Origin of the sequence: Sinorhizobium sp. BG8 (assembly GCF_016864555.1) — a bacterium.
Classification (GTDB): Bacteria; Pseudomonadota; Alphaproteobacteria; order Rhizobiales; family Rhizobiaceae; genus BG8.
The window spans coordinates 3,006,265-3,023,921 of the sequence record NZ_CP044011.1; the positions used below are offsets into that span (position 1 = coordinate 3,006,265).

19 protein-coding genes and 1 pseudogene are annotated in these 17,657 nt (G+C 60.5%); 6 read left to right on the forward strand and 14 right to left on the reverse strand.

What is annotated here, in order from left to right; genetic code table 11:
- Positions 1–20: 20 nt before the first annotated feature.
- From frr to F3Y30_RS14215, 5 genes and pseudogenes are all read right to left on the reverse strand, one after another.
- Positions 21–581, reverse strand: coding sequence for a ribosome recycling factor (frr, locus tag F3Y30_RS14195; protein WP_203423320.1), 561 nt, complete (start codon positions 579–581; stop codon positions 21–23).
- Positions 582–639: 58 nt separating this feature from the next.
- Positions 640–1,361, reverse strand: a pseudogene (gene pyrH / locus F3Y30_RS14200) (UMP kinase).
- A gap of 188 nt (positions 1,362–1,549) precedes the next feature.
- Positions 1,550–2,473, reverse strand: a complete 924-nt coding sequence (gene tsf, locus F3Y30_RS14205; RefSeq protein WP_203423321.1) for a translation elongation factor Ts — start codon at positions 2,471–2,473, stop codon at positions 1,550–1,552.
- A gap of 254 nt (positions 2,474–2,727) precedes the next feature.
- Positions 2,728–3,504, reverse strand: a complete 777-nt coding sequence (gene rpsB / locus F3Y30_RS14210; protein WP_203423322.1) for a 30S ribosomal protein S2 — start codon at positions 3,502–3,504, stop codon at positions 2,728–2,730.
- A 199-nt stretch (positions 3,505–3,703) separates the two neighbouring features.
- Entirely contained in the window at positions 3,704–4,531 is an 828-nt protein-coding gene (locus tag F3Y30_RS14215; protein ID WP_203423323.1) for a cell envelope integrity EipB family protein, read from the reverse strand.
- Between the two features lie 214 nt (positions 4,532–4,745).
- Here F3Y30_RS14215 and F3Y30_RS14220 point away from each other — a divergent pair, with 214 nt between their 5' ends.
- Genes F3Y30_RS14220 through F3Y30_RS14235 form a run of 4 tightly spaced genes read left to right on the forward strand, consistent with a single transcriptional unit; the run spans position 4,746 to position 7,610 of the window.
- A complete protein-coding gene (locus tag F3Y30_RS14220; protein ID WP_203423324.1) occupies positions 4,746–5,213 on the forward strand; it encodes a RidA family protein in 468 nt (155 codons plus the stop codon).
- Positions 5,213–5,938: a glycerophosphodiester phosphodiesterase gene (locus F3Y30_RS14225; RefSeq protein ID WP_203423325.1), complete on the forward strand. Its 726-nt coding sequence runs from the start codon at positions 5,213–5,215 to the stop codon at positions 5,936–5,938. The genes F3Y30_RS14220 and F3Y30_RS14225 overlap by 1 nt, the downstream gene beginning before the upstream one ends.
- Before the next feature lie 2 nt (positions 5,939–5,940).
- Positions 5,941–7,182: a GNAT family N-acetyltransferase gene (locus F3Y30_RS14230; protein ID WP_203423326.1), complete on the forward strand. Its 1,242-nt coding sequence runs from the start codon at positions 5,941–5,943 to the stop codon at positions 7,180–7,182.
- Positions 7,179–7,610: an HIT family protein gene (locus F3Y30_RS14235; RefSeq protein ID WP_203423327.1), complete on the forward strand. Its 432-nt coding sequence runs from the start codon at positions 7,179–7,181 to the stop codon at positions 7,608–7,610. The genes F3Y30_RS14230 and F3Y30_RS14235 overlap by 4 nt, the downstream gene beginning before the upstream one ends.
- 7 nt (positions 7,611–7,617) lie before the next feature.
- On the opposite strand, the gene F3Y30_RS14240 is transcribed toward F3Y30_RS14235, so the two are convergent.
- The 8 genes from F3Y30_RS14240 to F3Y30_RS14275 form a co-directional block, all read right to left on the reverse strand.
- Positions 7,618–7,959 (reverse strand): AzlD domain-containing protein, encoded by a 342-nt coding sequence (locus tag F3Y30_RS14240; protein WP_203423328.1) that lies wholly within the window; start codon positions 7,957–7,959, stop codon positions 7,618–7,620.
- The gene (locus tag F3Y30_RS14245; protein WP_203423329.1) at positions 7,956–8,693 is read right to left on the reverse strand and encodes an AzlC family ABC transporter permease; all 738 of its coding nucleotides are present in this window, start codon (positions 8,691–8,693) and stop codon (positions 7,956–7,958) included. Before F3Y30_RS14245 ends, F3Y30_RS14240 begins: the two co-directional genes overlap by 4 nt.
- A 72-nt stretch (positions 8,694–8,765) precedes the next feature.
- The gene (gene clpA, locus F3Y30_RS14250; RefSeq protein ID WP_203423330.1) at positions 8,766–11,264 is read right to left on the reverse strand and encodes an ATP-dependent Clp protease ATP-binding subunit ClpA; all 2,499 of its coding nucleotides are present in this window, start codon (positions 11,262–11,264) and stop codon (positions 8,766–8,768) included.
- 9 nt (positions 11,265–11,273) lie between these two features.
- The gene (gene clpS, locus F3Y30_RS14255; RefSeq protein WP_203423331.1) at positions 11,274–11,624 is read right to left on the reverse strand and encodes an ATP-dependent Clp protease adapter ClpS; all 351 of its coding nucleotides are present in this window, start codon (positions 11,622–11,624) and stop codon (positions 11,274–11,276) included.
- 267 nt (positions 11,625–11,891) lie between these two features.
- The gene (locus F3Y30_RS14260) at positions 11,892–12,245 is read right to left on the reverse strand and encodes a phasin family protein (RefSeq protein ID WP_203423332.1); all 354 of its coding nucleotides are present in this window, start codon (positions 12,243–12,245) and stop codon (positions 11,892–11,894) included.
- 234 nt (positions 12,246–12,479) lie between these two features.
- Positions 12,480–12,683: a DUF3126 family protein gene (locus F3Y30_RS14265; protein WP_203423333.1), complete on the reverse strand. Its 204-nt coding sequence runs from the start codon at positions 12,681–12,683 to the stop codon at positions 12,480–12,482.
- Positions 12,684–12,776: 93 nt separating this feature from the next.
- Positions 12,777–13,610 (reverse strand): serine O-acetyltransferase, encoded by an 834-nt coding sequence (cysE, locus tag F3Y30_RS14270; RefSeq protein ID WP_203423334.1) that lies wholly within the window; start codon positions 13,608–13,610, stop codon positions 12,777–12,779.
- An 83-nt stretch (positions 13,611–13,693) separates the two neighbouring features.
- Positions 13,694–14,479 (reverse strand): alpha/beta hydrolase, encoded by a 786-nt coding sequence (locus F3Y30_RS14275; protein WP_203423335.1) that lies wholly within the window; start codon positions 14,477–14,479, stop codon positions 13,694–13,696.
- 182 nt (positions 14,480–14,661) lie between these two features.
- Here F3Y30_RS14275 and F3Y30_RS14280 point away from each other — a divergent pair, with 182 nt between their 5' ends.
- Together F3Y30_RS14280 and F3Y30_RS14285 are read left to right on the forward strand one after the other, a co-directional pair.
- Complete coding sequence (locus tag F3Y30_RS14280; RefSeq protein WP_203423336.1) at positions 14,662–14,907, forward strand: zinc-finger domain-containing protein; 246 nt, start codon at positions 14,662–14,664, stop codon at positions 14,905–14,907.
- 26 nt (positions 14,908–14,933) lie between these two features.
- Positions 14,934–16,100 (forward strand): FAD-dependent monooxygenase, encoded by a 1,167-nt coding sequence (locus tag F3Y30_RS14285; protein WP_203423337.1) that lies wholly within the window; start codon positions 14,934–14,936, stop codon positions 16,098–16,100.
- 12 nt (positions 16,101–16,112) lie between these two features.
- On the opposite strand, the gene F3Y30_RS14290 is transcribed toward F3Y30_RS14285, so the two are convergent.
- Positions 16,113–17,303, reverse strand: coding sequence for a cystathionine beta-lyase (locus tag F3Y30_RS14290; protein ID WP_203423338.1), 1,191 nt, complete (start codon positions 17,301–17,303; stop codon positions 16,113–16,115).
- Positions 17,304–17,657: the final 354 nt, after the last annotated feature.

Sequence of the window (17,657 nt, forward strand, 5' to 3'; positions counted from 1 at the left end):
AAACACGCGAGGTCTGAACATCAGACGTGCATGATTTCCTTTTCCTTGTCGGCAAGCAAGCGATCAACTTCGGAAATAGTCTCATCGGTCATTTTTTGGACCTTTTCCGACTGGCTGCGGCTCACATCCTGGCCGATCGTTCCGTCTTTCTCTGCCTTCTTCAGGTCATCCATCCCGTCGCGGCGCACGTGGCGAATCGCGACCTTGCTCTTCTCGGCATAGTCGTGGGCGACCTTGACGAGTGAACGACGACGCTCCTCGTTGAGTTCCGGCAGAGGGATACGAAGATTCTGACCATCGACGATCGGGTTCAGGCCAAGGTTCGACTCCCGGATTGCGCGCTCCGCAGCTCCGACCATGGACTTGTCCCAAACCGATACCGACAGCATGCGCGGCTCCGGCACGGAGATGTTGGCGACCTGGTTCAACGGCACCCGCGAGCCATAGGCCTCGACGGTCACCGGATCGAGCACGTTTGCAGATGCACGGCCCGTGCGCAGCGAGGCAATGTCGCTCTTGAACGCGGAAATAGCGCCGTCCATGCGTCGCTTCAGTTCCTTAAGATCAACGCCTTCACTCATTGTTCAAAACTCCTGTTTGCCAATTCCAAGCCGCACCGAACGTGCAGCACCCTCAAACTCAATTGTCGGTTACGATGGTCCCATGTCCGCCGCCGGTCAATATTTCGGCAAACCCGCCCGCTTCGTGGATGGAGAACACGATGATCGGAATCGCATTTTCCCGCGCCAATGCAACGGCTGCAACATCCATCACCATAAGGCCCTTTTCGAGCACTTCGCTGTGCGTAAGGCGGTCGAAGCGCGTAGCATCGGGGAATTTCTTCGGGTCGGCCGAGTAGATGCCGTCGACCTGTGTCCCCTTGAATATCGCCTCGGCCCCATTTCGGCGGCGCGCAGTGCGGCAGCCGAGTCAGTCGTGAAGAACGGATTCCCGGTGCCGCCGGCAAAAATTACCACGCGGCCCTGGGACAGGTGAAAGAGCGTGGCGCGCTGCGAGAAGCTTTCGCAGATCTCCGGCATGGCGATTGCCGACAGGACCACCGTGTCGATATCCAGCTTGCGGAGCGAGGTGGCAAGCGCTAGCGCGTTGATCACCGTCGCGAGCATGCCCATGTGATCACCGGTCACCCGGTCGCCACCCTTCGAGGCGACGGCCACGCCGCGGAAGATGTTGCCTCCGCCGACGACAACACCCACTTCGACGCCAAGCGCCCGCGCCTCTGCGATGTCGCCGGCAATCCGGTCAGCGACGGCCACGTCTATCCCGAACCCCTGTGATCCCATCAAGGCCTCGCCGGAGGCTTTCAGAAGGACACGCTTGTAGAGAGGCTTGGCGGACATTGTTGCTCCTGAACTGTGGACTGTGCGAATGGCGCCGGCCTGGCGTTTCTCGTCAGAGGACCGAACTCTGCCTTGTGACAGAGCCGCCTGAGGATTGGCCGGCAAATGTGATCTGCCTGCCGGATACACGAAGGGCACCGCGTTGTCACGCGATGCCCCGTTGTTTTCCCAATCCGGGTTAAGAAAAATCAGCCCTTGGCGACTGCAGCAACTTCCGCAGCGAAGTCCGATTCTTCCTTTTCGACGCCCTCGCCGAGCAGCAGTCGGGCCATGCCGACAACCTCGATCGGAGCGCCTGCGAGCTTCTCGGCGTCCTTGAGTGCCTGGCCGACAGTCACTTCCGGGTTGATGACGAATGCCTGCGACAGCAGCGCGACTTCTTCGAAGAACTTGCGCATGCGGCCTTCAACCATCTTCTCGATGATGTTGTCCGGCTTGCCGGAAGCGCGCGACTGCTCGATGAAGACGTTGCGCTCGCGTTCTGCGACAGCAGCATCGACCTCTTCGGCGCGGATGGCGAGCGGGTTGGTGGCAGCAATGTGCATCGCGACCTGACGGCCAACCGAGAAGAGCACTTCCTTGTCGCCGATCGACTTCAGTGCGACCAGAACACCGAGCTTACCGATGCCGTCGCCGGCAGCGTTGTGGATATAGGTGGCAACGACGCCGTCTTCGACCTTGAGCAGGGCAGCGCGACGAAGGGTCATGTTTTCGCCGATCGTTGCGACGGCATCCTTGATCGACTCATCGACGGTCTTGCCGGTTGCCGGGTAGATCGCCTTCGAGATGGCTTCGACGCTGCCGTCGGTGCCAAGAGCAACGTTTGCGATGCCGCGAACGAGTTCCTGGAAAGCTTCGTTACGAGCGACGAAGTCGGTCTCGGAGTTGAGTTCGATCGCAACAGCCTTGACGCCGCCGCTGACGATGCCGACGAGGCCTTCTGCAGCCGTGCGGCCGGACTTCTTGTCAGCCTTGGCGATACCCTTGGCGCGCAGCCAGTCGATCGCCGCTTCCATGTCGCCATTGGTTTCGTTGAGCGCCTTTTTGCAATCCATCATGCCTGCGCCGCTCTTTTCGCGCAGTTCCTTCACCATTGCTGCAGTGATTTCCATCGTCTCGCCTCTTCACAGTTCTCGAAGGGGTGCGTGCGCAGACTTTACGCCGCTGCACGGCTCCCGGTTTAGGCAGGGGATGCCCCCTGCTTGTAACAGTTTGATGACTGGCATCGTCCCGAGGGCAGGTCCTGCGCGAGCGCACCAGGTTCGCCCCGGAAAAAATGACAAGGCCGTTCGACCTTTCGGTGAAGAACGGCCTTGTCCCGATTGTCATGCGGACGGAAGCGGATCGCGCTTCGCGTCCCGGCCTATCAGGCTTCGGCTTCTGCTTCTGCTTCTGCCAGAGCCGGCTCGATCGGGGCTTCCGAGGAAGCGCCGATATCACGGCCGGATGCGCCCTGCTGGCGTGCGATGCCGTCGATGGCCGCACGAGCGATCAGGTCGCAGTAAAGTGCGATGGCGCGCGAAGCGTCGTCGTTGCCCGGGATCGGGAAGTCGATCGGATCCGGATCGCAGTTGGAGTCGATGATGGCGACGACCGGGATGCCGAGACGCTTGGCTTCCTGGATCGCGATCGATTCCTTGTTGGTGTCGATGATGAACATCAGGTCCGGCGTGCCGCCCATGTCGCGGATACCGCCGAGAGCCTTCTCGAGCTTCTCGCGTTCGCGCTCAAGGTTCAGGCGCTCCTTCTTGGTGAAGCCCGAAGCTTCCGAAGAGAGGATCTCGTCGAGCTTGCGCAGACGCTGGATCGAGTTGGAGATCGTCTTCCAGTTGGTCATCATGCCGCCGAGCCAGCGAGCATTGACGTAGTACTGGGCCGAACGCTTGGCAGCATCGGCGATGATCTCGGATGCCTGGCGCTTCGTGCCGACGAAGAGAACGCGACCGCCACCAGCTACGGTGTCGCTGACGACCTGCAGCGCACGGTGCAGCATCGGCACGGTCTGTGCGAGGTCGATGATGTGAACGTTGCTGCGATCGCCGAAGATATACGGCTTCATTTTCGGGTTCCAGCGATGAGTCTGGTGACCGAAGTGAACACCAGCTTCCAGAAGCTGGCGCATGCTGAAATCAGGCAATGCCATGCCTTTTTCTCCTTTTCCGGTTGAACCTCCGCAAGGCGAACAGCAGAACCCATACGGCCCTGCCACCGGGCGGAACGATCCGGATTTCTCCCGGAACATCCCATGCCTCACGTGTGGAATGCGGTGCCCTTAGCTTCACCGCGTCGTTAAATCAAGTAAAAAGCGTGCGGCGTCGCCTGGAGTGCGCCTCATATCGAGGCTATTTGCACTCATCCGCCTTGAAGAGTTCAAGTTTCGCAAGCTTTCCGGAAAGCACGAACTCGCCATAGTCCATCGTCAGGTCGCGCGTGATTCCATTCTCATAGAGCTTGAACGACATGCGATAGACCGGCAGCGCATCGCCATCCTTGCTGTCGTTGTAGTAGGCGATCGTGACGGGCCAGAAGGCTTGCTTGGAAAATGTACCGGCCTTGTCGGCGTCGACGTCCCCTGCCCGCGGCATTTCACGCTTTCCGAGAACTGTGGTCGTCATCAGCGTCTTGTCGCCCGAATCCGAGCCGTCGAAAATGCGCGCCTCGAAGAACTTGTCACCTTTTCGCGCCCTGTCGATGACCTCGATCATGTGCTCCGTCGGAAACCGGCTTTCTGCAAGTTCGAAATTCTTGGTGTCCGGCGCCGTCAGAGCGACGCTGACCCCTTTCGAAACGTCGTGTGCGGAACCGCGAACCTCCTTGTCGAGCTTCTGGTCGGTGAAGGAGCGCGTGAGGAAACGGAAGTTGCGGTTCTTCAGGTCTTCGTAGGTCGTGGTCTGCTGGTCGGTGAGCCGTGTATCCTCGCCGGTGTTGACCTGCGTCACGAAACGGAAGCTCACCGTGTAACCCTCGCAAGGACTTCCGTTGAATTCATAGACCATCCGGCCATACATTCCGGCTATGCCCGAGCGCTCGGTGGCATTCTTCAGCTGGAGATCGTAGACCGCGCGATGGGGAGCAAGTCCAATTGCCGGCGCAGCGTAGGCGCTGGTGGCAGACACCCCGGCAAGGAATGCAGCGGCCGTACCTGCCGCGGCAAAGGTTGAACGAAGCATTCGTTTTCTCCTGTTGGACTCGTGCCTCATGTTATATGAAGACATCCGGCAAAAGCGAGGCATATGTCTCGTTCGCCTGTTGAATTCGCGAGGAAATCCCAGGGCCGCGGGAGTGGATGTCGAAGGACGTCCGATACGCTGAGCCGCATGAGGAAAAAGGGACCAAAGCCGCCGGTTTCAACGGTCGGCTGCCGGAAACGCAATGGAGAACGATATGTCAGTCGAAATCGAAAACCGCATCAAGGACCTTGGCTACACGCTCCCGGTAGCTGCCGCTCCCGTCGCCAACTACGTCGCCTATGTCATTAGCGGCAACATCCTGCATATCTCCGGGCAACTGCCCATGGCGGACGGCAAGGTCGCGGTTACCGGCCATCTCGGCAAGGGTGTAGATGTCGCGACGGCGCAGAAGGCCGCGGAACTTTGCGCAATCAACATTCTTGCGCAGGCAAAGGCAGCGCTCGGCGGCGACCTGTCCCGGATCCGCAGGCTCGTGAAAATAAACGGCTACGTTGCGTCCGCCCCCGAATTTGTCGAGCAGCACCTTGTCATCAACGGCGCCTCGAACCTGTTCGTGTCGGCGCTCGGCGAAGTCGCCAAGCATGCCCGCGCCGCGGTCGGTGTCGCAAGCCTTCCCATGAACGCCGCCGTCGAGGTGGATGCGATCATGGAGATTGCCTGATGCCCGCGATCGAATGGCTGACCGCGCAGCCGATCGCCCATCGCGGCTATCACGACCAGAACCGGACCGTGTGGGAAAACACTCTGTCCGCTTTCACCCGGGCGGTTGAAGCTGGTTTTACGATCGAGTGCGATCTGCAGTACGCCGCAGACGGCGTCCCCGTGGTCTTCCATGACGACAAGCTGGATCGCCTCTGCTCTATCCCCGGCGACGTCAGGGCGAAGACGTCGGTCGAGCTCGGCATGCTTTCGGTTGGCGGCACGCAGGACAAGGTGCCGACACTCTCCCAACTCCTCAAGCTCGTCGACGGCCGCGTACCGCTCGTCATCGAACTGAAGGGGCGCAAGGACGACGACGAGGGTTTCGTCGCGAGCGTCCTTGAGATCATCGAGGACTACAAGGGATCGATTGCCCTGATGAGCTTCGATCATTGGTTGCTGAAGGAGGCAAAGGAACTCGGTTCGCCGCGTCCTGTGGGGCTTACCGCAGGCGGGATCGATTCGGAGACCTTCTTTGTCCACGAGGAGGCCATGCATCTCGGGCTCGATTTCATCTCCTACTTCTATGGCGACCTGCCCAATCCCTTCATCTCGAAGGAACGCAAGGCCGGCATTCCGGTCATCACCTGGACGGTCCGCGACGCCCAAGGCGTCGAGAAGACCCGTGCCGAGGCCGATCAGATGACGTTTGAAGGCTTCGACCCACGGGAGGCGCTGATTTCCTGACGATGGCGGATTCCTTGGAGATAAGGATCGAGACGAGTTTCAGCGACATTCCGCGCGATGAATGGAACAGGCTGGCGGGTGCGGCCCGTCGCGAGGGCGACGCCGAGTACAACCCCTTCATAAGCCACGCCTTCCTCTCGTCGCTGGAACAGTCCGGATCGGCTACCGCCCGTACCGGCTGGCTGGGACAGCATCTGCTACTGAAAGACCGGGAGGGGGCGCTTCTGGGCGCCCTGCCCGCCTACCTGAAAAACAACAGCCAGGGCGAGTATGTCTTCGACCACGGCTGGGCGGATGCCTTTGAACGCGCCGGTGGCCGCTACTATCCGAAACTCCAGTCCTCAATTCCGTTCACCCCGGCAACCGGGCCGCGACTTCTGCACAGGATCGGCAGCAACGCCGACGAAGTGCGGCGGGGATTGGCGGAGGGGCTGAAGGAACTGGCGCGGCAACACTCGATCTCATCGGCTCATGTCACCTTCGTGCCCGAAGGCGAGATGCGGGTCTTCGAGGCGGCGGGCTATCTGCACCGAACCGACCAGCAGTTCCATTTTCTGAACGAGGGCTATGCGTCGCACGGCGAATTCTTGGCGACGCTCGCTTCGCGCAAGCGCAAGGCGCTGAAGAAGGAACGCCGTGCCGCACTGGAACACGGCATCACGATCGATTGGCTGACCGGCAAGGACCTGACCGAATCGATCTGGGACCAGTTCTTCGCCTTTTACATGGATACCGGCAGCAGGAAGTGGGGGCGCCCCTATCTCACGCGGCAGTTCTACTCGCTGATCGGCGAACGCATGGCCGAGGATGTCCTCCTCGTCATGGCCAAGCGCAACGGCCGCTACATCGCCGGGGCGATCAACTTCATCGGAAGCGACACCCTCTTTGGCCGGCACTGGGGATGCGTGGAAGACCACCCCTTCCTGCACTTCGAAGTGTGCTACCACCAGGCGATCGACTTCGCGATCGCCAGGGGGTTGAAGCGGGTCGAAGCCGGTGCGCAGGGGGAACACAAGCTTGCGCGCGGTTATCGGCCGATTACCACCCATTCGGCCCATTTCATCCTGCATCCCGGCCTCAGGCGAGCCGTCGCGGACTACCTCGAACGAGAGAGGCTGGACGTGGAGGCAATGGGAGAATATCTCAACGACCACACCCCCTTCCGCAAGGGCGACGACGACCGGATCGACGAGGAGCCGGATCCGAGCGGACTTGGGGAGCACACCACGAGGAGACATCAATGAGCGCTGGCGCCTACGATCCGAACAACATCTTCGCCAAGATCCTGCGCGGCGAAATTCCGTCCCACAGGGTTTACGAGGACGATGACGCAATAGCGTTCATGGATGTGATGCCTCAGGCCAAGGGACATACGCTCATCGTACCCAAAGTCCCTTCGCGCAACCTTCTCGACGCCGATCCGCAGACCCTGTCGCGGTTGATCCCGGTGGTCCAGAAGATTGCCGTGGCTGTCAAGGAAGCCTTCGACGCAGATGGCGTCACGGTTATCCAGTTCAACGAGCCGGCGGCCGGGCAGACGGTATTCCATCTGCATTTCCACGTCATTCCTCGCGTCGATGGCGTTCCCTTGCGCCCGCACTCCGGCACGATGGAAGACCCGGCGGTGCTTGCCGGCAACGCAGAGAAGTTGCGGGCCGCCCTGGCCGGCTGACAGTCCCTCAGGTACCAAGCACCAGCAGTCCCGCCGCCAGCATCCCAATGGCGGCGGCGATCGTCGGGATCTGTCGCTTGCCCGTCGCGAAGAAGACCGCCGCCCCGAACGCGACGGATCCCAGGCGCAACCACAGCGGCGAGTGCTCCAGGACGCCGTTAGGGTAGAGGATAAGTTTGGCGATGACCGCGGCGACGAGCGCCGTCGCGACCGCCCTCACCCAATTCAGCAGTTCCGAGCTTTCATCGATACGGTTGCCGGCAAGAACGCCGATCCAGCGCCAGATGTCCGTCGCGAGCCAACCCGCGACGGCAATGAAAACATAGGGCCAAACGCCTTCGAAACTCATTTCGCGCGCTCCGTGCCCCGCCGAAGTTGACGCTCCCCCGCCCACGCAAGTGTTCCGCCGACGAGGCCTGCAAGGACGATGTCGTACTCCGGGGCAATGGCATGGAAAACCGCACCGAAGACGAGCCCCGTGCCCAGCGCCCAGTAGATCACCCTGTGCCGGGCCGAGATCCAGATGGAAGTCAGGAAGTAGACCGGCGTGAGGAAGAAAAGGCACCCCGAAACGAGCGGCGGGAACTCCGAAACCAGCCCATAAGCGAGCCCGACCAGGAGGATGTTGGCGACTGTCAGCGTGATCGAAAAACCCGCGAAGAAGGTAAGTCGCTGGTCGCGCGGCACCTCCCGCACCCGTTCCATCGCGAAGACCCATGCGGTGATGGCAATGAAGTGTGACAGCAGCAGCAGCAACCAGGTCGGCGTTCGCGGTCCGCGCAGTTCCGGGATGAGCGCCGCCACCATCGGAGCCATGCGGACCGACGAAAGCGTAACGGCGACAAACGCGGTTACGAGATGTGCTCCCGATAGCATGCTTCCGACCAGGATCACCTTCGCTGGCAGCGCCCAGACGATTCCCGTCATGAACATCACCTGCTCGACAGGCACCCCGGATTCGGCCGTAAAGGCCGCGAACCCGACGAAGGAAAGCATGAGGATGATCGCCGGCACGCTGAACATGCCCTGCATGCCCCGCACGAACCAGTAGTGCGACGACATTCGGGTTGCCTCAGAATGCATCGGGACTTTCCAGGAAACGACATGAAATTGCCGGGCAGTTTCCTGCCCGGCGCGATGTTTGGATGATTGGCGCTATTTCTTGCGCGGCACCTTTGGAACCGTGCTGCCCTTGCGGGGAGCCTTTTGTTCCGCCTGCGCTTCGCTCTCCGCCGCCTTGCGTGATCGTGATCGCGGCGAAGCCGAAGCAACGGCAGGTTCCTTCACCTTCTTGGGCTTGGCCTGCTTCTGGGCCGGCGTTGAAATCTCCGCCTTCGGCTTGATCGGAGCGGTCTCGGGAACCGCATCGAGCACGATGCCCTTGGTTCCGTCCTCCTTCGGCCCGACGGAGACGCGAACGACGCCGCCCTTCTTCAGCTTGCCGAAGAGTATTTCATCCGCAAGCTTCTTCTTGATGTTCTCCTGGATTACTCGAGCAAGCGGCCTTGCGCCCATCTTCTCGTCGTAACCCTTCTCGGCCAGCCAGGAGATCGCCTCGGGCTGAAGTTCGAAGGTGACGTTGCGCTCGGACAGCTGGGTCTCCAACTGCATGACGAACTTCTGCACGACCTGGTGGATGACAGGCGTCGGCAGCGACCCGAACGGAATGATCGCGTCGAGACGATTGCGGAACTCCGGCGTGAACAGGCGGTTGATCGCCTCCATGTCGTCGCCCTCGCGCTTGGACGAGCCGAAGCCGATCGCCGCCTTCGCCATGTCGGACGCGCCCGCATTGGTCGTCATGATCAGGATGACATTGCGGAAGTCGATCTTCTTGCCGTTATGGTCCGTCAGCGAGCCATGATCCATGACCTGCAGCAGGATGTTGTAGAGGTCCGGATGCGCCTTCTCGATTTCGTCGAGCAGCAGCACGCAATGCGGATGCTGGTCTACGCCGTCGGTCAGAAGGCCGCCCTGGTCGAAGCCGACATAGCCGGGAGGTGCTCCGAGCAGGCGCGAGACCGTGTGCCTCTCCATATACTCCGACATGTCGAAGCGCAGGAGCTCGACGCCCAGCGATGCCGCAAGCTGCTTGGCGACTTCGGTCTTGCCGACGCCCGTCGGACCAGAGAACAGGTAGCACCCGATCGGCTTGTTCGGTTCCCGAAGGCCCGCACGTGCCAGCTTGATCGCGGAGGCGAGCGCCTCGATCGCGAGATCCTGGCCATAGACCACCGAGCGCAGTTCCTTTTCGAGGTTGGCGAGAACTGTCTCGTCATCCTTGGAAACGGTCTTCGGCGGAATGCGCGCCATCGTGGCGATCGTGGCTTCGATCTCCTTCTCGGTGATCAGCTTGCGACGCTTGCTGACAGGCAGCAGCATCTGCGCCGCACCGGTCTCGTCGATGACGTCGATCGCCTTGTCCGGCAGCTTGCGGTCGTTGATGTAGCGCGCCGAAAGCTCCACGGCCGACTTGATGGCTTCATTGGAGTACTTGAGCTTGTGATACTCCTCGAAATAGGGCTTGAGCCCCCGCATGATCTCGATCGCATCGTCGATCGTCGGCTCATTGACGTCGATCTTCTGGAACCGGCGTACGAGAGCGCGGTCCTTCTCGAAGAACTGGCGATACTCCTTGTAGGTGGTCGAGCCGATGCAGCGGATCGCACCCGAGGACAATGCAGGCTTCAGGAGGTTCGACGCGTCCATGGCACCGCCGGAGGTCGCGCCGGCACCGATGACCGTGTGGATCTCGTCGATGAACAGCACGGCACCCGGATAGTCCTCGAGTTCCTTGACCACCTGCTTCAGGCGTTCCTCGAAATCGCCGCGATAGCGGGTACCCGCAAGCAGCGTTCCCATGTCCAGCGAGAAGATGGTCGCGTCCTGCAGCGCCTCGGGAACCTTGCCCTCGACGATGCGCTTGGCGAGGCCTTCCGCGATGGCGGTCTTGCCGACGCCCGGGTCACCCACGTAGAGCGGATTGTTCTTGGAGCGGCGGCACAACACCTGGATGGTCCGGCTGACTTCCGCATGACGGCCGATCAACGGATCGATCTTGCCGTTCTTGGCTTTCTCATTGAGATTGACGCAATAGGCCGTAAGAGCATCCTGCTGCTTCTTGGCACCGTCTTCCTCGTTGCCGCCGCGGGTCGGCTTCTGCTCGTTCTCCTGGTCTTCCGCTCCGCGGACCGTCCGCGCCTCCGAACTTCCGGGGCGCTTGCCGATCCCGTGCGAAATGAAATTGACGGCATCGTAGCGCGTCATCTCCTGCTCCTGCAGGAAATAGGCGGCATGGCTCTCGCGCTCGGCGAAGATGGCGACGAGAACGTTGGCGCCCGTGACCTCCTCGCGGCCCGAAGACTGCACATGGATCACCGCGCGCTGAATGACGCGCTGGAAGCCCGATGTCGGCTTTGAATCCTCTTCATATCCGGTGACGAGGTTGGCCAGGTCGTTGTCGACATAGTCGGTCACGGTCTTGCGGAGGACATCGAGATTGACGTTGCACGCGCCCATCACGGCTGCCGCATCGGCGTCGTCGATCAGGGCGAGGAGCAGGTGCTCGAGTGTTGCATATTCGTGGTGGCGCTCGTTGGCAAAAGTCAGGGCCTGATGCAGCGCCTTCTCAAGGCTGGTCGAAAATGTTGGCACGTTCGTTCCTCATTTCTTTTCCATGACACATTGCAACGGATGCTGGTGCTGGCGGGAGAAATCCATCACCTGTGTCACTTTCGTTTCGGCAACCTCGTAGGTGAACACACCACACTCGCCTACGCCATGATTGTGCACATGCAACATGATCCTTGTGGCCGCTTCGCGGTCCTTCTGAAAAAAGCGTTCCAGAATATGAATCACGAACTCCATAGGCGTATAGTCGTCATTGAGAAGCAGGACGCGATACAGGCTCGGCTTTTTCGTCTTCGGCTTCGTGCGGGTGATAACGGAAGTACCGCGACTAGGCGTGTCGCCGTTGCCTTCGTTGCCCTGCAATCGGACCGGTCTCACTCTCATTCGTGTTCATTCCCTTGATTGCGACCCTTGTCCGAACATCGGATCGCTGCGGCGATGGCTGCCGTCTTGGACTGCAATTATCTAATCATTCCTTCCATGATTTTAAGCCCCTCGCCTAATGCTGCAATCATAAACGCGTCCCTCGCAAATGAAATAGAGAAATATGCTGTGCACGACGCGTGCTGAGCCCCTCCGGGGCGCCGAAAAAACGACAAAGCCGGCAGCGGTTTCCCGCGGCCGGCTCGAAACGGTAGATCTTCGTTCCGCTTAGGCGGCCACGGCAGCCTTCGCAGCCGCAGTCGCCTTGGCGACGGGGGCCTCGTAAGACTTGTAGGTGTCCTTGGCCAGGTCGGCGTACATTTCGCCGAGCTTGGTCGCTTCTGCCACATAGCTCTCGTAAGAAGACTTCAGGTAAGACGTCTGCAGTTCAAACGCAGCCTCAAGGCTCTTTGCGCCCTGCAGCTTTTCCACATGTGCAAGCCCGGTTTCAAAGGACTTCTTGGAATAGTCTGCTGTCTCTGTCGCGATTGCCTGGATGCCCTTCGCAAAGGACGAGTAGTTCTTCATTACCGTATCCATTGCTTCCTTGCTCTTCTTGCTTGCGTCTTCGAAGTTGAACATCAGATTTCCTTTCACTCCACCCGGAACAGTTCTGGATTATATGCGGCGCACAACAAAAGTCAATTGAATGGTGCGACGCAATATTCTCATGGAAATGCAACAACTTGATGAATAAATGTGATTTTTCGCAAGTTTCTTCTGAAGAAGGGACCGCGATCCCGGTGCCGAAGCAAAGAAAAACCCGAAGCTGCAACGCAGCTCCGGGTTACAATCAGCACAATCTCAGGAAACAGATCAGAGATCGATATCGAGGATCGCCATGGTGAAATTGTAGGAGAGTTCGCCGTCCTCGTCGTCGCGGAAAATCACGCCGAGAAATTCGTCGGCGAGGTAGACCTCCGCGGACTCGTCCTTGCGCGGCCGCGCCTTCACGACCAGATCCTTGTTGAGGTTGCGCTTGAGGTATGCCTCGAGCTTCCTGACTTCTTCCGGTTTCACGATTTCTCTCCGTAGACGGTTCTTTGTCGCGCTTCTCGCACCTGCACCCGCCCGTGTAAACCCTCGCAAGGGGCTGCCCGGCGAGTTTTCCCATCACAGATCGTAGTCGGCCGAGGCGAGCAACTGGTCCATGGCACGCGAAGGTTCCGAGCAACCGGCCTCCCCAACGACCCTGGCGGGAACGCCCGCAACGGTCGAGTTCGGCGGCATGTCCTTGAGGACCACTGAGCCGGCCGCGACGCGCGAACAATGGCCGATGCGGATGTTTCCGAGTATTTTCGCGCCCGCGCCGAGCAGCACCCCGTTGTCGATCTTGGGGTGCCGGTCTCCGCTCTCCTTGCCCGTTCCCCCGAGGGTTACGCCATGAAGGATGGAGACGTTGTCGCCGATGACGGCCGTCTCACCGACGACGAGCCCGGTGGCGTGATCGAGGAAAATGCCCTTTCCGATGCGCGCTGCCGGATTGATGTCCGTCTGGAAGACGCCCGATGAGCGGCTCTGCAGGTAGAACGCAAAATCGCGCCGGCCGCGCCGGTGCAGCCAGTGTGCCAGGCGGTGCGTCTGGATGGCGTGGAACCCCTTGAAATAGAGCACCGGTTCGATGAAGCGCGTGCATGCCGGGTCGCGGTCGTAAACGGCCTGTATGTCGACACGAAGGATGGCGCCCCACTCCGGCCAGTCGTCCAGCATCTCCTCGAACGTCTGCCTGAGAAGGTTCGCTTGCAGGTCCGGATGGTCGAGCCTTCCGCAGATGCGATGGATGACGCTTTCCTCAAGCGAATGATGATTGATCACCGTCGAATAGAGGAAGGCTGCGAGCAAGGGATCCGCTTCGGCCGCATGGCGGGCCTCCTCGCGCAAACTGTCCCAGATCGGGTCCATCACCTTGAGCTTATCGCCTGCCCGGATGTCATTCATGGCGACCATCGCGCTCTCCTTACATGTCTGTTGCGGCCAGTATATAGCGCAAAGAATGGCCACGCAAAATGAAGGCAGGAACCGTTAAAAATTCACTGCCTGTCGATTTCCTCGTAGAAGCCCAGAACCGCCTTCTTGAACACTCTATCGCCAACGGCGAGCATGTGATCGCGGTTCGGAATGTCAAGCGCCCGCGCGTCAGGCATCAGGGCAGCAAGCGCTTGCGGTTCCCCGGCGATGTCGTCCGTCGTGCCGACGGCGATCAGCGCCGGCACGTCGATCCTTCCGAGATCCTCGGGTGCAATCAGATCTCGCGATGTCATGATGCAGGCGGCAAGGGCAATGCGATCCGACTTTGTCTGCTCCGCGAAGGCGCGAAACATGCGACCGCGGGGATCCTCGACACTATCCAGCGAGGGGGCGAGCAGCGCGTCGGCGATCGGATCCCACTCGCCTACCCCGTCGACCATGCCGATACCCAACCCGCCGAAGACGACCGAGCGTACCCTGTGCGGATAACGGATCGCGGTCACGGCAGTGATACGGGCGCCCATGGAATAACCAAATACGTGGGCCTCGGGAATGCCGAGGTGATCCAGCAGCGCCACCGCATCACCTGCCATCAGCGGCACACGGTAGGCCTCCGGGTCATGCGGCTTGCTGCTTTGGCCGTGCCCGCGATTATCGATCGCGATCACCCGGTAGCCCGCGTCGCCCAACGTCTTGAGCCAACCGGGATAGACCCAGTTGACGTTGGCGCTCGACGCAAAACCGTGGATCAGCAGAACCGGTGCACCCGCGGGATCGCCCTCGTCAAAGTACGCGAGTTCCAGACCGTCGTGGGAGAAACGAGAGAAAGCAGGAGCATTGAGATTCATCTGCGACCTTCTGGGGAGCGAAACGTTCTTTCGTGTTGGCGGGGTCTTACCTTGGATCAGCAGGAAGCGGAACGCCGAACCTGCATTTTCTTCCACTTCGGCAGCGGATTTGCGTCTACACATTTGGAACGAAGGACGGTATGGTCCGCCGCAAAATCGAATTGACTGCATCGGAGCATGACATGGCTGGGCACAGCATTCCCCATTTTCAGAACGACGGTGGCCACCCCGTGGTTGAGATCGGCGTCAAGGAGTTCATGTGCGTCGGAGCCTCTGTGCCCTTCGATCATCCTCATGTCTTCCTCGACATGGGTGACGACAACGAGAAGGTGTGCCCCTATTGCTCGACGCTCTATCGCTACAATTCCTCCTTCAAGGCGACGCAGACCAATCCCGTTGGCTGCACGTTTGCCAGCCACGCCGCCTGAGCATGTTTCTCGGAGCATAGACTCGAATGGCAACTCGCTCCGTCGCGATCATCGGGGCGGGTATCGCCGGCTTGACGGCGGCGCTCTGCCTCGCCCGACGCGGCATCCACACCGATATATTTGAGCAGTCAGAACTGCTTCAGGAAGTCGGCGCAGGATTGCAGCTTTCGCCAAACGCCACTTCGATCCTGGACCGCCTGGGAATCCTTCGAACGCTGGAATCCTGCTGGACGGAACCGGAATCGATCATGCTCGCTTCCGGCGCCACGCTGCGGCCGCTCGCGTCGGTCCCCGTGGGAGGCGTCGCCCGCAGTCGCTGGGGTGCGCCCTATGGCGTCCTTCACCGGGCAACGCTCCAGAAAACCCTTCTCGAAGCCGTGGGCAGGCAACCCCTGTGTTCCCTGCATCTTGGCAGCCGGATCGAACCCGAAGCAGCAACCGCATCAGGCTCGTCGCGCGGATCAAAGCCCATGCTCACCGTCGCAGCCGATGGGGTATGGTCGACACATCGCAAGTCCGTTCCCGGCTCAGCCCCCGCGCGCTTCACCGGCAACGTAGCCTGGCGCTTCCTCGTCCCGTTCGACCGCGCTCCTTCCTTCCTTGCACGCCGATCGGTTTCGGCGTTCGTGGGTCCGCGGGCGCACCTGATCGCCTATCCCCTCAACGACGCGAAGGCATTCAACCTGGTGGCCCTTCATCAGGGGAACGCCCTGGAGCAGAGTTGGTCGCGGCCAGTGGGTGCGGGCGGCAATGTCTCTCTTCTTCGTGCCTTCGAAGGCTGGCATGCAGACATTCTCGACGTGCTGGGTGGCGCTTCCTCGCCGATGATCTGGCCACTCTTCGGTTGCGCTGACGGCCGCTGGTACGACGACGACGCACTGTTGCTCATTGGCGATGCCGCTCACGCAACGACCCCGTTTGCCGCGCAAGGGGCCGCAATGGCGATCGAGGATGCCTGGGAGCTCGGCAGCGCCCTCGCCGGCTCAAGCGAGCCGAAGTCCGCATTGAGGCGCTTCGAACAGCATCGTCGGGAAAGGACCGCGCGCGTGCGGCGGCGCGCTGCCTTCAACCGCTTTGTCTATCATGCGCGGGGCCCAATAGCCTTTGGCCGGGACTTTGCCCTCGCCATGCGAAAACCGGCCGCTCTCGCGGCCGATTTCGACTGGCTCTATGGATACCGCAGCCCCGACTAGGGGAGCTACGGATCAGACCTTGCTCGCTGCCTCGAGCCCGCGTTCGACGTCGGCGCGAATGTCGGCCACGTCCTCCAGTCCGATCTGAAGACGCAGCACCGGTCCTTCGGCCGGTGCCTTGCAGATCTTGCGGTCGCCGAGACCCACATGCACGGCAAGGGACTCGAATCCGCCCCAGGAATAGCCAAGACCGAAAATCGCAAGTGCGTCGAGGAAGGCATGGGCCTTGGCCTTGTGCCTTTCCGGCGAACCGCCCTTGAGTACGAAGGAAAAGATACCGCTCGCGCCCGTGAAGTCGCGCTTCCAGAGTTCGTGTCCGGGGAAACTCGGCAGGGCCGGATGCAGGACGCGCGCCACGTCTTCACGCTGCTCAAGCCATTGCGCGATCTTCAGCGCGCTCTCCTGGTGCCGTTCGAGACGCACGCCCATCGTGCGCAGACCTCTCAGGATCTGGTATGCGTCATCAGGAGCACCGCAGATGCCGAGCGTGATATTGGCTTCCTTCAGTTGTTCCCAATGTTGGGCGTTCGCCGAGACCGTGCCCATCAAAATGTCGGAATGACCCGACGGATACTTGGTGGATGCATGGATCGAGATGTCGACACCGTGCGCCAGCGGCTTGAAGTAAACGGGGGTAGCCCAGGTATTGTCCATGGTGACGACTGCGCCATGCCGGTGCGCGACTTCACTGATGGCCCGGATGTCCTGCATCTCGAAGGTATTGGAACCCGGCGCTTCCGTGTGGACGAGCTTCGTGTTCGGCCGGATCAAAGCCTCGATACCGGCTCCGATCATCGGATCGTAATAGTCGACAGAGACGCCCAGGCGCTTCAGCATCGTGTCGCAGAAGTGGCGCGTCGGAAAGTAGACCGAATCGACGATGAGCGCGTGATCTCCCGCGGCCAGAAAGGCGAGGAAGGGAACCGTGACTGCAGCAAGCCCCGAGGGAACGAGAATCGTCCCCGCCGAACCCTCGAGTTCGTCGATCGCGACACAGAGCGCATCGGTGGTCGGCGTCCCGCGCGTGCCGTAAGTGTATTTCTGCGCACGCTTTTCCATCGTTGCCGCGTTGGGAAAGAGGACCGTTGAGGCGTGCACGACCGGAGGATTTACGAAACCGTGGAATTCACGCGGATCGTTGCCTGCATGGGCAAGTCGAGTGTTGATACCGGCATCGGCCGGAAATGGATTCTTGTCGTTCATTCTATACCCAGGAGGAACATGTGGGACCGAAGCGGCGACTTTTCTGCCTCAGTGCCTGAGGGGTCAAGACCAAAACGCACGCCGAGTTGCCTCGATTGTCGCCTCGCCTCGAAAAGTTCAAGGGAAACAGAGCTTTTTTTGAGCGATCCTTCATCGCAACCGCTGTTCAACTGCCCAAAAAACCATCGCCGAAACCGGATTGTTGTTTGATGACTGGAAATTAAGCGCGATCTCTTGACCCTTGATCGATTTAAGCATGTGATAGGTTACTCGCTCCGGGAGTGCAGCGAGCGCCGCCGGGAGCCCGTGCGAGCCGCATGTCACCCGCGGACGAGATAAAAACAACAGAAAAAG